This window comes from Paraburkholderia sp. SSBN10T (assembly GCF_056619545.1).
Window position 1 is genome coordinate 148,667 of record NZ_JBWQQI010000003.1, and the last position, 14,177, is coordinate 162,843.

Annotated in this window: 14 protein-coding genes; 7 read left to right on the top strand and 7 right to left on the bottom strand. The window is 64.8% G+C overall.

Annotation, left to right across the window (positions count from 1 at the left end):
* The first annotated feature begins 161 nt into the window (after positions 1-161).
* The 3 genes from AC1ECK_RS05535 to AC1ECK_RS05545 are packed head-to-tail and all read left to right on the top strand — an operon-like array spanning position 162 to position 2,251.
* Positions 162-1,238 (top strand): hypothetical protein, encoded by a 1,077-nt coding sequence (locus AC1ECK_RS05535; RefSeq protein ID WP_480316721.1) that lies wholly within the window; start codon positions 162-164, stop codon positions 1,236-1,238.
* Between the two features lie 57 nt (positions 1,239-1,295).
* On the top strand, positions 1,296-1,784 hold the full coding sequence (locus AC1ECK_RS05540) for a helix-turn-helix domain-containing protein (protein ID WP_480316723.1): 489 nt from the start codon (positions 1,296-1,298) through the stop codon (positions 1,782-1,784).
* Between the two features lie 2 nt (positions 1,785-1,786).
* Positions 1,787-2,251: a hypothetical protein gene (locus tag AC1ECK_RS05545; protein WP_480316725.1), complete on the top strand. Its 465-nt coding sequence runs from the start codon at positions 1,787-1,789 to the stop codon at positions 2,249-2,251.
* Positions 2,252-2,317: 66 nt separating this feature from the next.
* Here AC1ECK_RS05545 and AC1ECK_RS05550 read toward each other — a convergent pair whose 3' ends face one another.
* On the bottom strand, positions 2,318-4,771 hold the full coding sequence (locus AC1ECK_RS05550) for a glycogen/starch/alpha-glucan phosphorylase (RefSeq protein ID WP_480316727.1): 2,454 nt from the start codon (positions 4,769-4,771) through the stop codon (positions 2,318-2,320).
* A gap of 330 nt (positions 4,772-5,101) precedes the next feature.
* Here AC1ECK_RS05550 and AC1ECK_RS05555 point away from each other — a divergent pair, with 330 nt between their 5' ends.
* Together AC1ECK_RS05555 and AC1ECK_RS05560 are read left to right on the top strand one after the other, a co-directional pair.
* A complete protein-coding gene (locus AC1ECK_RS05555; RefSeq protein ID WP_480316729.1) occupies positions 5,102-5,329 on the top strand; it encodes a hypothetical protein in 228 nt (75 codons plus the stop codon).
* A gap of 411 nt (positions 5,330-5,740) precedes the next feature.
* Positions 5,741-7,108 (top strand): MFS transporter, encoded by a 1,368-nt coding sequence (locus AC1ECK_RS05560; RefSeq protein ID WP_480317331.1) that lies wholly within the window; start codon positions 5,741-5,743, stop codon positions 7,106-7,108.
* Positions 7,109-7,279: 171 nt separating this feature from the next.
* Here the strand turns inward: AC1ECK_RS05560 and ltaE are convergent, their stop codons facing one another.
* The 3 genes from ltaE to AC1ECK_RS05575 all read right to left on the bottom strand — a co-directional run bounded on the left by ltaE (position 7,280) and on the right by AC1ECK_RS05575 (position 9,609).
* Positions 7,280-8,287, bottom strand: coding sequence for a low-specificity L-threonine aldolase (gene ltaE, locus AC1ECK_RS05565; protein WP_480316731.1), 1,008 nt, complete (start codon positions 8,285-8,287; stop codon positions 7,280-7,282).
* 142 nt (positions 8,288-8,429) lie between these two features.
* Positions 8,430-9,179: a peptidoglycan DD-metalloendopeptidase family protein gene (locus AC1ECK_RS05570; protein WP_480316733.1), complete on the bottom strand. Its 750-nt coding sequence runs from the start codon at positions 9,177-9,179 to the stop codon at positions 8,430-8,432.
* A gap of 118 nt (positions 9,180-9,297) precedes the next feature.
* Positions 9,298-9,609 (bottom strand): cupin domain-containing protein, encoded by a 312-nt coding sequence (locus AC1ECK_RS05575; RefSeq protein WP_480316735.1) that lies wholly within the window; start codon positions 9,607-9,609, stop codon positions 9,298-9,300.
* A gap of 323 nt (positions 9,610-9,932) precedes the next feature.
* Here AC1ECK_RS05575 and AC1ECK_RS05580 point away from each other — a divergent pair, with 323 nt between their 5' ends.
* The gene (locus AC1ECK_RS05580) at positions 9,933-10,253 is read left to right on the top strand and encodes a hypothetical protein (protein ID WP_480316737.1); all 321 of its coding nucleotides are present in this window, start codon (positions 9,933-9,935) and stop codon (positions 10,251-10,253) included.
* 135 nt (positions 10,254-10,388) lie between these two features.
* Complete coding sequence (locus AC1ECK_RS05585) at positions 10,389-11,132, top strand: DUF2968 domain-containing protein (RefSeq protein WP_480316739.1); 744 nt, start codon at positions 10,389-10,391, stop codon at positions 11,130-11,132.
* A 139-nt stretch (positions 11,133-11,271) separates the two neighbouring features.
* Here AC1ECK_RS05585 and gndA read toward each other — a convergent pair whose 3' ends face one another.
* From gndA to AC1ECK_RS05600, 3 genes are all read right to left on the bottom strand, one after another.
* Positions 11,272-12,681, bottom strand: a complete 1,410-nt coding sequence (gene gndA / locus AC1ECK_RS05590; protein ID WP_480316740.1) for an NADP-dependent phosphogluconate dehydrogenase — start codon at positions 12,679-12,681, stop codon at positions 11,272-11,274.
* Between the two features lie 184 nt (positions 12,682-12,865).
* Positions 12,866-13,483 (bottom strand): DUF938 domain-containing protein, encoded by a 618-nt coding sequence (locus tag AC1ECK_RS05595; protein WP_480316742.1) that lies wholly within the window; start codon positions 13,481-13,483, stop codon positions 12,866-12,868.
* A complete protein-coding gene (locus AC1ECK_RS05600; protein WP_480316745.1) occupies positions 13,484-14,089 on the bottom strand; it encodes a pyridoxamine 5'-phosphate oxidase family protein in 606 nt (201 codons plus the stop codon).
* Between the last annotated feature and the right edge of the window lie 88 nt (positions 14,090-14,177).

Below are 14,177 nucleotides of genomic sequence, written 5' to 3' on the forward strand. Positions count from 1 at the left end.
TGTTACCCCGCGTTCCCTTGCGCTGGCCTCGCAAGCGCCCTGCTTCCGCTTCCATTACCCACAAGGCAAACGGCCTTCGCGACTGTCGCCCTTGCGGCGCGCTTTACAGTTCACGATGCATCGCCTCCGTCAGGGACACGCTCTTTCGCAAAGTGTGCCCCATGCTCCTGCTGTCCCGAAATTCACCGAGTTCCCTGCGCGGCCGTTTGAGCGCGCTCACCACGGCGGCGCTCGTCGGCGCCGCCTTGAGCGGCTGCGCCGTGACCTTTCCGGTGCCCACGCCGCCCGCCCCCGCCGCCACGCTGATCAACGGCGGTAACGACGGCGTGCTGGTCCCGCTGAAAGTCGAACGCGCCGATGAAGGTCACGCGCGGCTCGGCCTGCCGGTCCAGCTCGACGGCAAAGCTGTCTACATGGCGTTCGACACCGGCACCCAAGGGGTGCGCGTGTTGTCGAAGGTGTTGCCCGGCACGAACTATCCGGTTGCCGGCGCTACGACTTCCCTGACGTTTGAGAACGGCGCCCAGGTTTCGGGCCCATCGGTCAAGCTGCCGCTCAGCGTGATCGGCACGAGGCCGGTGGAGGTCGTCGTGCAAAGTGTCGATGACATACGCTGCCTGCGCACCCACAGACGCTGCGTGGCCATGGACGGCTACACGGGCGTGTTCGGCTGGGCGTTCTCGGGCATCTTCGGCGCCGGCGCGGCGCCAGCGGATGACGGCTGCTGCACGCCGCCGCTGCGGGCGTTGCCGGACAGCCTCGGCCAACGCTACCTGGTGCGCGCGAATTTCAGCAAGCCGTTTGTGATCCTGAGCCCGTCGAACGGTCTCACGCGAAATTTCACGATGGTGCCGATGATGGCCGCGCAAGACGGCGGCAGTCAGTGGCCGGTGGGCTGCGTTCAGGTGGGCGACAAGATGCGCTTCTGCGCGCCTGTGGTGTTCGCCACCGGCAGCACCGGCATGATCCGGCTCGAAACCGACAAGGCGCCCAACTGGACCGGCGACGGCGACGAAAACACCGTGCTCGCGCAAGGCAACTACGACGTGGCGCTCGGCGTCGGTTCGTGGGTGCACGGCTATAAAAGCGCTCAGGTCACGATCGTCAAGGCAAAACCGGGCGCGAACCGGATTGTGGTCGGCCTGATGGCGATGCAGAACCTCGACCTGCTGCTCGACTTCCAGCACGGCCAGCTCGGGCTGCATGCGGCGAAGACGTCGGAGACGTTGGCGCCTTAAGCACTAGCTCGCATCAATCGGCAGCGCCGGAGTCATCGCGCAGGAGCGCCTACAACTATGAGCCGGATCACCACATCACCCGCCGAATTTGCGACGAGTACGAGTTCATGGAACTCCCTATTCGTCACTAACGAACCGCAGACCTCCCAATCTTCCACTTCGGCCGTGGCGCTCTGGGTAGACACGCGTGAGACTGCCCCACGCCCCAGACGACCCGGTGCGGTCTCTGCCGCCAATATCCTTTCGGGTCGCGAGAAATCCAATCCCGAATACGCTACCCGGATGTCAGCGGCACGAACACGGTTAGCCGAAGAACTATATGGAACACCAAAATCGCTTTCGCAGATGCGGCTCAGCAAGGGGCTGTCTCAAGTAGCGCTCGCTGAAAAACTCGGCACGAGTCAGCCTCACGTCGCAAAAATAGAAGCGGGCAAGGTAAAGATCCAGTTCACGACCGCCATGCAATTGGCCGACGCATTGGGCGTCACCTTGGACGAGCTTCGGCCGCTGGTTGAGCAGGCAGTCCGCGAATCGGTTTCGGAGTAGCGATGAGCCGGTATTCCTTTTGCCACTTCTGCGACGACGTCCGCGTAGAAATGGGCTTCAAGACCTCGATCATGGGACTCTACGGAGGGGATCTGTTAGTACCCGCCAATCCAACAGTTCTGCCCAAGCTGTGCGTCGTCGCCTTCGCCATCACACCTGCCGACGAACCCTTCCATTCGCTGACCGTTCAGATCAGAGAAGGCGAACGGATCCTGGTTGACAATCCGATTCCGTCAGAAACGCTCGCACGAATTCAAAGCGACATCCGGACGCCTGTTGATGACGGCGACCCGGTACTCAGAACTTCGATAGGAGCGAATCTGTTCATTAGCCCGTTTGTGGTGGACAGAAGTATGACCCTGAAGACGGTCGTCATCGCGGACGGCGAGGAGATGACGGCCGGACGCCTGCAGATTGGTTTCGGAGCAACCGTTCGCGCCGGCCGGTCGAGACCCGGGAACACTTAGCGTCACATCGACTGCGCGTCGCCATTCACGCTGTGCCGCCCTCTCTCCGCGGCACAGCGCCTTCCTTCAAGACATATCCAGCGGCTTCACATGCCAGATCTCGCGCGCATATTCGCCAATCGTGCGATCAGACGAGAACTGCCCCATGCCGGCGACGTTCTCGATCGCGCTCTCGGCCCACGCCCGCGGATTGCGGAAGCGCTCATCCACCTCCTTTTGCGCCTGCGCAAACGCCGCGAAATCCGCCAGCACCATGTAGTGATCGCCCCAATCCACCAGCGTATGGAAAATGTCCGAGAAGCGCAGCGGATCATCTGGCGAAAAGAAGCCCGTGCGAATCTGATCGAGCGCCATGCGCAATTCCGGGTTTTCTTCGTATAGCTGGCGCGGACGGTAGCCGGCTGCGCGCAGGTCGTCCACCTCGTCGGCGGTATGGCCGAAGATAAAGATGTTCTCCCGCCCGACCGCATCGCAAATCTCGATGTTCGCGCCGTCCATCGTGCCGATAGTCAGCGCGCCGTTGAGCGCCAGCTTCATGTTGCCGGTGCCCGACGCTTCGGTGCCCGCCATCGAAATCTGTTCCGACAGATCCGCAGCCGGAATGATGAGCTCCGCCACGCTCACGCCGTAGTTCGGCACGAATACCACCTTGAGCCGGTCGCCGATCAAAGGATCGTGATTGACCTTCTCGCTCACGTCGCCGATCAGCTTGATGATGGTCTTTGCCATCCGGTACGCGGAAGCCGCCTTACCCGCAAACATCACCACGCGAGGCACCCAGTCGAGTTCCGGATTGGCGCGGATCTGGTTGTAGCGCACGATCACGTGCAGCACGTTCAAAAGCTGCCGCTTGTATTCGTGGATACGCTTCACCTGCAGATCGAACAACGCATTCGGATCGAACGAAACCTTCGTATGGTGGGCGAGACGCTGCGCAAGGCGTAGCTTGTTCTGCCGCTTCGCTTCGCGAAACGCGTCGACGAACGCGCTGTCTTTGCGAAGATCGCGTAGCCGCTCGAGTTCGAACAGATCGCGGCGCCAGTGCGTGCCGATCTGCGCGTCGATCAGCGACGACAAGGACGGACTCGCCTGCGCCAGCCAGCGCCGCGGCGTAATGCCGTTGGTCACATTGGTAAAGCGTTCGGGGTAGATGCGCGCGAAGTCCGCGAAGATGTCGCGCGTCATCAGTTGCGAATGCAGCTTTGAGACGCCGTTGACCTTCCGGCTCGCCACGATCGCCAGGTACGCCATCCGCACGCGCCGCTGGCCATATTCGTCCACCAGCGAAATGCGCCGGATCATCTCGGCGTCGTGACCGGACTGTTCGCTGACGTGCTTGAGGAACTGCGCGTTGATCTCGAAGATGATCTCGAGGTGGCGCGGCAACAGGCGCGCGAGCGTCTCGACATCCCACGTTTCGAGCGCTTCGGGCATCAGCGTGTGGTTGGTGTACGAGAACATCTGCTGGATCTGGTGCCATGCCTTGTCCCAGGGCACGTGATGCACGTCCACGAGCAGGCGCATCAGTTCAGGAATAGCCAGCACCGGATGGGTATCGTTCAGATGCACCGCGACCTTCTCCGCAAAGCGGCCGAAGGTGCTGTGCGTGCGCTGATAGCGGCGAATCAGATCCTGCATCGTCGCCGAGACGAAGAAATACTCCTGGCGCAGCCGCAGTTCGCGGCCGGCCGTCGTCGAGTCGTCCGGATACAGCAGACGCGAAACGTTCTCCGACATCGTCTTCGCGTCGACCGCGCGGCGGTAATCGCCACGGTTGAAGGCGGACAGATCGAGTTCTTCCGTTGCCCGCGCCGACCACAAGCGCAGCGTGTTGGTCGCGCTCGTCGCATAACCGGGGATGACCGTGTCGTAGGCCATTGCATTGACATGCTCGGTATCGATCCATTCGACGTGCTCGCCGCGCTGCACCGTGCGACCGCCGAAATGCACCAGATACTGAATTTCGGAGCGCGGAAACTCCCATGGATTGCCGGCGCGCAGCCAGTAGTCCGGCGCCTCCACCTGCTCACCGTTGACGATCTGCTGACGGAACATGCCGTACTCGTAGCGAATGCCGTAGCCGAAGCCCGGAATACCGAGCGTCGCCATCGAATCGAGAAAGCAGGCCGCGAGGCGGCCAAGGCCGCCGTTGCCGAGCGCGGCGTCCGGCTCCATATCGGTCAACGCTTCCATATCGACGCCGAGACTCGCGAGCGCCTCGCGCATCGGCTCATAGATGCCGAGCGCGAGCAACGCATTCGTGAACGTGCGGCCGATCAGGAATTCCATCGACAGGTAATACACGCGCTTCACATCCTGCTCGTACTGCAGGCGCGTGGTCTTCATCCAGCGCGCGACCAGCCGGTCGCGTACCGCGAGCGCCGCGGCGTGCAGCCAGTCATGCGGACGGGCGGTGACGGCGTCCTTACCGACGCCATACATCATGCGGTTGGAAATAGAGCGCCGTAGCGCATCGACAGTACTGTTGAGCTGGTCGAACTCCAGATCCACGGCTGTCATTGAAGCCTCCGGTAAGAGCGACACAGCACACGCAAACCGCACAGTTGACGGACGGGAGGCGCGTGCCGGTCAGGCGGGTAAATATGCAGAGTAGGACATTTCCGATCTCCCGTCACCGGGGCACCGGGCCGGCGGCGCTGCGCGCAGCGGGGCTCGTGCGGGCGCTCGAGCCCCCGCAAACCACCTCAAGCACAGATACGGTGCAAGCACGCCTCAAGCGACCGGCTTGCCTGCACTAGTATGGAGGAAGAAGAAGGCATCTCCACGACCGTGCGAACCGCACGCATATGTCACGCCTGCCTTCTTCATCCTGCTCCGACGGAGGTCGAGATGAACGCACAATCCATGCTCGGAATGTTCCATGCCCAGGAACTGCTGCTGGTCTCGCTGATTCGTGCGCTGCCGCCGGAGACGCGGCGCAGGATTGCCGACGAATTCCAGCAACAGGTCGAGCTGGCCGAGGCGCCTCACCTGAGCGCCGCGCATGAGCACGAAACGACGGAGGCGTTCAAGACGCACATCCGCAAATTGTCCATTTTGCTGGCTTCTTTTAGCTGATTTCGGTTGACGGATTGCATCGAGTCGACGAGGCTCACGGCCGCGCTTTGTGGCGGCCGGTTGGCCCGCCAGGTATGACCTGTGGCCACTGTGGCTGGTGCGGGTGGGCGCCTGCCGGGCTTGACCGTTAGTTGCGTTCCCAACCGCCCAAAGCCGTGGTCCCGAAGGTCGTGCCCTGCTCGACAGCCAGCAGAATTTTGCCGGGTCTGTAACAATCACTTCATTCGCAGCGCGTCGGAGCGTCACGCCGGTCTATCGCTCACGCGCGCCCTTTAATCCGCGTGTCGACCATCGATCCCGCGAGGCGCCCCGCCGGCCCTCTCGCGCCGGAACGCGCGCCACCCGACGAGCAAGGCCTTGTCCGTGAAGACCCCGCTTTCCCCCGACTACGCGCCGCCCGCCGACGCTCCCATGTCTGCCGGCAACCGGCGCGCGATGGCCGCCATCATGCTGGCCGTTGCGCTCGCCACGCTCGATACCGCGATCGCCAACACCGCCCTGCCGGCCATTGCCACCGACCTGCACGCCGCGCCGGCCGCTTCGGTGTGGATCATCAACGCTTATCAGCTCGCGATGGTCGCAACCTTGCTGCCGCTCGCGGCGCTCGGCGACATCGTCGGCCACCGGCGCATCTATATCGGCGGCATCGCCATGTTTACGGTGGCCTCGCTCGCCTGCTCGCTATCCGGGACGCTGCCGCAGTTGGCCGCGGCGCGGGTGCTGCAGGGACTGGGCGCCAGCGCGATCATGAGCGTCAACGTCGCCTTGATCCGCTATCTGTACCCGCCGCACCGGCTCGGCCGCGGCGTCGGCCTGAACGCGCTGGTGGTGGGCGTATCGTTCGCGGTCGGCCCGACCGTGGCTTCGCTGATCCTCTCGCTCGGCACCTGGCCGTGGCTGTTCGCCATCAACGTACCGCTCGGCGTGCTGGCGCTCGCCTTCGCGCTGCCTGCCTTGCCCCAGACGACGCGCGGCACGCACAATTTCGACCGGGTCGCCGCGCTTCTGAACGTGATCACCTTCGCGGCGCTGATCTTCGCGCTAGGCGAAGCCGCCCAGCGCGAGCCCGCGCAGTACGTGCTAGGCGCGGCGGCCGTCGCCATTGTGTTCGGCGTGCTGCTGATGCGGCGCGAAGCCGGACACCCGGCGCCGATGCTGCCCGTCGATCTGTTCAAGCTGCCGGTGTTCGCGCTGTCGGCGGTGACGGCTGTGTGCTCGTTCGCCGCGCAGGGGCTGGCGTTCGTCTCGCTGCCGTTTTACTTCGAAGATGTGCTGCATCGCAGCCAGGTCGAGACGGGCTTCCTGATGACCCCTTGGCCGGTGGTCGTCGCGCTGGCGGCGCCGTTCGCCGGACGCCTGTCGGACCGCTATCCGCCTGGCTTGCTGGGCGCCATTGGCCTGGCGGTGCTGTCTGTGGGGATGGTGTCGCTGGCGCTCTTGCCGGCGCATCCACACGTGCTCGATATCGGGGTCCGGATGGCGGTGTGCGGGGCGGGCTTCGGCTTTTTCCAGTCGCCGAATCTGAAGGCGCTGATGGCGAGCGCGCCGCCTGAGCGCAGCGGCGGCGCGAGCGGCATTATCGCCAGCGCGCGGCTCCTCGGTCAGACAACCGGCGCGGCGCTGGTGGCGCTGAGTTTCGGGATCGCCGGCCGGCATGGGCCGACGCTGGCGCTTACGGCGGGAGCGGTGTTCGCCGGGGCCGCGAGCATCGCGAGCGGCTTGAGGCTGTTCGCGCCTTCGCATCGCACCCCGGTGGGTGTCCAGACGCCGGCGAAGTAACCGGCGGCTGGTGGCCGCGCCAATGCGAGGAGAAGCGGCCAGCGGAGGGCGCCCGCGTCAATGCATGGCGAAATAACCGGCGGCGGGCGGCCGCTCCAATGCATGGCAAAGTAACCAGCGGCGGTCGGCTGCGTCAACGCGCGGCGCAGCGACCAGCCGCAGGCAGCCGCTTCAACGCGCGGCGAAGTAGCCCTTCACGGCCGCGACAAACGTGTCGATATCGGCTCGCGAGACGTCCAGATGCGTGACAAAGCGCGACGCGTAGAGCATCTGCGTCAGGATTCCGCGCTCCTTGAGCCACGCTTCGAGCGGTGCGCAGTGTTCCGGCGGAAACTGCACGAACACCATGTTGGTGGCCTGCGAAAGCACCTTGACCTGCTCGATCTGCGCGAGACCGGCGGCCAGATGTGCGGCGTTGGCGTGATCCTCGGCGAGGCGTTCGACATTGTGATCGAGCGCATACAGACAAGCCGCCGCCAGCACGCCGGCCTGACGCATGCCGCCGCCCAGCACCTTGCGCCAGCGGTGCGCGCTCTGCAGCAAGTCCTTGCTGCCGACCAGCACCGAACCCACCGGCGCGCCCAGCCCCTTCGAAAAACAGATGGAGACCGAATCGAACGGCCCACACAGCGCCGCCAGCGGCTGGCCCGAAGCGACCGCCGCATTGCAGACCCGCGCGCCGTCGAGATGGGTGGCCAGCTTGTGCTGACGCGCAAGCTGCACCGCCTCGGCTACATAGCCCGCCAGCAGCACCTTGCCGCCAATCGTGTTTTCGAGCGCCAGCAGGCGTGTGCGCGCGAAGTGGTCGTCGATCGGCTTGATGGCGGCGACGATCTTGTCGAGCGGCAGCGAGCCGTCGGCGGCATTCTCGATCGGCTGTGGCTGGATGCTGCCGAGCACCGCCGCGCCACCGCCTTCGTATTTGTAGGTATGGGCCAGTTGGCCGACGATGTACTCGTCGCCGCGCGCGCAATGCGCCATCAAGGCAGCCAGGTTGCTTTGCGTGCCGCTCGGAAAGAACAGGCCCGCTTCCTTGCCGGTGCGCTCGGCCACGGTGGCTTGCAGGCGCAACACGGTCGGGTCGTCGCCCCACACGTCGTCGCCCACTTCGGCGGCTGCCATGGAGGCCAGCATGGCCTGGCTCGGGCGGGTGACGGTATCGCTGCGCAAATCGATCATCGGAGATTCCTGTGTGAAAGCGCCGTGGCCGGAGAAACGCTTGCGCATCTCCGCGGCGCGGCTTGGCGGTGCGTGAATCGTCCAGTGTATTCAATTCCGCAGGCGCTGAACACCGGGCAAAATGACGACACCGCCCTCACGCCTAGCTGCCCGCCCGCGGCAACCACGCCAGCGGATCGACCGGGTGCCCGTCCTGACGCACCTCGAACTGGATCGAGCCGATGCCGCGGCTATCGGCGCCCACCTCGCCGATCGTCTGGCCTTGCGTAACCGCGTCGCCTTCCTTGACGAGCAAGGTGCTGTTCTGACCATACGCCGTGATCAGCGAGTCGCTGTGCTTGATGATGATGAGCGGCCCATACGCCTCGATCCCAGTGCCGGCGTACACCACGCGTCCGGCTGCTGCGGCCTTGACCGGATCGCCGACCCTGCCGCCGATCACGATGCCCTTGGTGCTGCCCGGCACGAAGGATTTGAGCACCGGACCGCGCAGCGGCCACATCAACGCGCCCTGCTGTGCGATTGCACCAGCGCCCGGCGCAGCGGGTCCACCCGGCGCGGCCGAGCCGGCCACAGCCGGCGGCGGCGCCACTCGCAGCACCTGCCCCACCGTCACGCTGGCGTTCGGTGTGAGGCCGTTCCAGCGCGCCAGATCCTGCGGACGCTGGCCGTAGGCTGCGGCGATACCCGGCAAGGTGTCGCCCGGGTTGACGCGGTAGTAACCGGCCGCCACGGGCGCCGTCGCCGCGCCATTCGTCTGATAACTGCCGGAAGTATTGGCGTAGGGTTCGGGCGCCGAGCCCCACGGGGTAATCGTGCAACCGCTGAACGCGGCTGCGACGAACACGGCAATCGAAACCTGCGAAGCTACACGATGCGATTTTTTCGTCATCTGATAATCCTCGACACGTGAGTCAATCAATCTTCAAGCGTCCGTGCGCCAGCGTTTTTGTCGCGGAATAATGGCGCTTTCGCACCGCCGCCGAAGCGCCGTCGCCCAGCCGCCCTGCTTACACGCTCCCCTCGGACTCGACCACGAGAATGCGCGCCTCGCCGAGCGGGTGCGCCACATGTTCGGTGCCGATCGACGCGTAGAAGACATCGCCCGTCTCCAGCATCGCCGAGCGCTCCTCGCCCGCTTCGCGGTAGCGCATCTCGACCCGGCCATCGAGGACGGCAAACACTTCCTCGCCGTCGTTGACATGCCATTTGTAAGGCTGATCTGTCCAGTGCAGCCGGGTTGTGATCCCGCGCATGTTGGCGATATCGAGTGCGCCCCACGGACGCTCTGCCCTAAAGGTCCTGCTACGGATAATCTTCATGATGGATATGCCGACTGAATCGAACTCATTGGGCCAGCCACTGCGCCGGCAGGAAGCGGGCCTGTGGCGCCCCGAGCGGAATCCGCCGGCGCCCTCGCTAACAGCATTTGTGCAGCGCCGCAATCCAACCCGCCCGGCGAATCCGCTCGCGCCATTATAGGGGGCGATACCCGCCGGCCACGCCGCGCCAAGTCCCGGCGGCGGCCACCGGTATTGGTGTGACCATTGCAACCAGCATCGCCTCGCCTATACTGGGTCTTGCTGACGCAACGCACAGCAGGCGAACCGCTCGCCGCCATGCACTGTCCGTGAGGAGCTCGGGGATGAACAAAGCCACGTTTCTGGCCGTGCAGTTGAACGTCGAAGATGTTGCCGCATCCCCGGGTTTAGTCGAGCTGCTCAATACCCACCTTGTCTTCGCAGCGGATGTCGCCGAAGCCGCTGACGCCCTGGTTCAGCTTGCCAGCATCGCCCGGCTGGCGAGCGGTGTCGAGGCGAGCGTGGAGATTCCCGCGCTGGCTCTCGAGCGCTTGCGCGAAGCGCTCGACAACCTGAGCGGCTACGACGAGTCGTGGCTGCTTGCGCTCGAACCGAGCAGCGAGTTGTTCGACGACATCGCGCGCCGGCATCGCACGTTGCACTAGCCGCACTGCTGCGGGTTGGCGGCCCTGCCGCCGCCCCCTTCGCTTTCGTTCACCGCACGCACCGCCTTGCGGCCCGGCATGCTCCAGCGTCGGCGCCGCCTCGCGGCAGCGGGCGAGTCACTCTGAGGAACTGCCGTGAAAAGTCTCCTGAACCGACGCAGTGCATTGCTTGCCTCCGGCCCCTCCCACCTCGTCCAGGTGGCCCACGACAGCACCGCCTCGCCACACGACGAGCCGGCTGCCTCGTCTGCCGCAGGGCCGGCGCCCGCCGCGGAGCAGGCCGAACCGGCCGAACCCTCGCGGCCCGTCACGACCTTGCGGCCGGTGCCCGTGGTGCCCTCGCAAGTGAGCGGCCGGGCCGTGCAGATGGCCGACACCGCCGAAGTGGAGTGGCTGGCCGAGGAAGAAGCCTTGACGCCGTTCCGGGTATTTCGAAGTTTCGACTATTCGGTAAGCCTGTTGTTCCATGCGCGCGAACTGGCGTATTACGTGGCGCTGTATCAGGACGGCACCATGTGGCGCGCCCTGAAGGCCGCGGATCTGGATGCCGCCGAGGCCGCCTTCCATCACTTCGAGGAGCAGGCAACGCGCCTGTCCGAGGGAGAGATCCGCCGTGCCCAGTTGGCGGCGCAAAACGAGCAGCTCGCGCGGCTGATCGCGCAATCGGAAACACAGGCCGAGCGCCTGCGCTGCGACTTGCAGCGCAACGCCGCGCAGGAACAGGCGGTGAGCGGCCGGCAGCATCAAGTGCGCAAGGAGGTCGCGCAACTGGAGGCGCAGCGTGTGGCGGCGCAGGCGCAGTTGAACAAGGCGCACCGGCAGATTCATCAGCTCAACCTGACGAGCAACGAAGGCGTGCCGCACTTGCCGGGCCGTTGAGCGGCTCGCCTCAAGCAGCACTTTGCTTCGCTCAAAAAACAAGCCCGGCCCACCCCCATAAAGGGGCGGGCCGGGCTGATTGTGCTGGCGAGGCAGGCTTGCGCCCCGCCCGAAGCCTTGACGTTTTACGACGCGACGCTCAGGACCAGTTAGCGTGGAAGCTACCCGGCTTGTCGGTGCGCTCGAACGTGTGCGCGCCGAAGAAATCGCGCTGCGCCTGCACGAGGTTGGCCGGCAGACGCTCGGAGCGATACGCGTCGAAGTACGCCACCGCCGACGCGAACGCCGGCACCGGCACCCCGGCCTTGACCGCGGCGATCACCACGTCGCGCAGGGCCGCCTGATAATTCGAGGCGATGTCGTTGAAGTACGGATCGAGCAGCAGGTTGGCGATTGCCTTGTCCTTCGTGTACGCGTCGGTGATCTTCTGCAGGAAGCGGGCGCGGATGATGCAGCCCGCGCGGAAGATCTTCGCGATCGTGCCGAAGTCGAGATCCCATTTGTACTCCACCGAAGCGGCCCGCAATTGCGCGAAGCCCTGCGCGTACGAGATCACCTTGCTGAAATACAGCGCGCGGCGCACCGATTCGATAAACGCAGCGCGATCGCCGTCGAACGCCTTGGCAGCCGGCCCCTGGATGACCTTGCTTGCGGCGACGCGCTCGGTTTTCAGCGACGACAGCACGCGCGCAAACACCGACTCGGTAATCAGCGGCAGCGGCACGCCGAGGTCGAGCGCGTTCTGGCTCGTCCACTTGCCGGTGCCCTTTTGCGCCGCACGGTCGAGGATCACATCCACCAGATCCTTGCCGGTCTCGTCGTCCTTCTTGCTGAAAATCTTCGAGGTGATTTCGATCAGGTAGCTGTCGAGTTCGCCCTTGTTCCATTCGGTATAGACGGCGCCGAGTTCCTCGTTCGACAGGCCGACCACCTGCTTCAGCACCGAATAGCTCTCGGCGATCAGTTGCATGTCGCCATATTCGATGCCGTTGTGCACCATTTTCACGAAGTGACCGGCGCCGTCCGGGCCCATATAGGCCACGCACGGCTCGCCGTCCGGCGCCTTGGCGGCGATTTCCGTCAGGATCGGCGCGACCAGGTCGTACGCGTCGCGCTGGCCGCCGGGCATGATCGACGGACCTTTCAACGCGCCTTCTTCGCCGCCCGAGACGCCCGTGCCGATGAAATGCAGACCGGCCTTGGCCAGTTCCTGATTGCGGCGGATCGTGTCGGTGAAATGCGTGTTGCCGCCGTCGATCAGGATGTCGCCCTTGTCCAGCAAGGGTTTGAGCGAAGCGATGGTGGCGTCGGTCGGCTCGCCGGCCTTGACCATCATCAGGATGCGGCGCGGCTTTTCCAGCGACTCGACGAACTCTTCGAGCGTGTAGGTCGGCACCAGCTTACGGTCAGGAAACTCTGCGATGAGTTCATCGGTTTTCTCGCGGCTGCGGTTAAACACGGACACCGCATGACCGCGGCTCTCGATGTTGAGTGCCAGATTGCGGCCCATGACCGCTAGCCCCACTACGCCGATTGCCTGTTTGCCCATTTGAATTCTCCAGATTCCGAAATGTCGAGACGCCGCACCATCCATACCGTCGGCGGGGCGTCGAGGATGAAAGCATAAAAGAAATGCCTGATTGGCGCTTGCCGGCGCGCTGCAAAAATGGCCGACCCGCGCCTGCCGCCTGCCCGGGCGGCGTGCGAATCCCCCATCAGACCCGCTTGGCGCGCTAGCGTTTCGTCAGCACCAGACTGAAATTGTTAGCGGGCATCGCAAGCGGCTCGCCGCAGACGAAGCCATGCGCCTCGCCCAGCGCCACCACGGTCTCCATGTCGCGCACGCCCCAGGCAGGATTGCGGCTGCGCAACTGCTGGTCAAACGCTTCGTTGCTCGGCGCCGTGTGCGCGCCGTGACGCCGGTACGGTCCGTACAGATACAGTACACCTGCGCCGCCGAGCAAGCGCTCCGCGCCGGCGAATAAAGCCTGCGTCGCGCTCCACGGCGAGATGTGAATCATGTTGATGCAGAGTAGCGCCTGCGCTGCGTCGATGCCCCACGGCATGCGCTCGACGTCCAGTTCGAGCGGCGCCCGCACGTTGGCGAGACCGGCGTGGGCCGTCCACGCGGCAATCGAGGCGCGCGCCTCGGCGTCCGGGTCGCTCGGCTGCCAGATCAGCTCAGGCAGCGCCGCGGCGAAGTGCACGACGTGCTGGCCGGTACCGCTGGCAATTTCGAGCACCAGGCCGCTAGCTGGCAGCACGCGCCGCAGCACCTCGAGAATCGGTTCGCGATTGCGTTCGGCGGCGGGAGCATGCTGGCGCATCGCGGGATCGGTGGAGTTCGTCATTTAGTAGAGGCTCGTGCGCATTCTTTCGACCAGATCGCGATCGTACGCGAGAGCATCGAAGCTTTCGCCGTTCAGGCGCCTGTGGATGGCGCCGGCGCTCGGCAGCCGCGAGCGTTCTACGTGCCGCTCAGGATCCCACAGTCTGGAGCGGGCCAGCGCCTTCGAGCAGTGGAAATACACCGCGTCGACGTCGACCAGCAGCACCGTGCGGGGCAGCTTGCCATCGACGGCGAAGCTTGCGAGCAGTGCGGCATCATCGGAAATGCGCCCGCGGCCATTGACCCGCAGCGTCTCGCCGACGCCCGGCACCACGAACAGCAGCGCGAGGTGCGGGCAGGCAATGATGTTGCGCAAGCTGTCGATGCGGTTGTTGCCCACCCGGTCGGGAATCGCCAGCGTGCGCTCGTCGATGATGCGCACAAAACCCTGGGCGTCGCCGCGTGGCGAACAGTCGAGCCCTTCCGGCCCGGCGGTGGCCAGCACCACGAACGGGGCGACTTCGATAAATGCACGGTAGTCCTCGTTGACGTACGGAATTTCCTTACGTATCGAGCGTTCGTGCGGCTCGCCGTACAGCTTCTCGAGTTGTTCGATGGTGGTCAGCATGGGCGTTCCTGTGTCGATCGGAGTTAGTGCTTCAGCACTTACTCCGATCCCATGCAAAGCGGTCGACCAGCGTTAGCGCTTTAGCGCC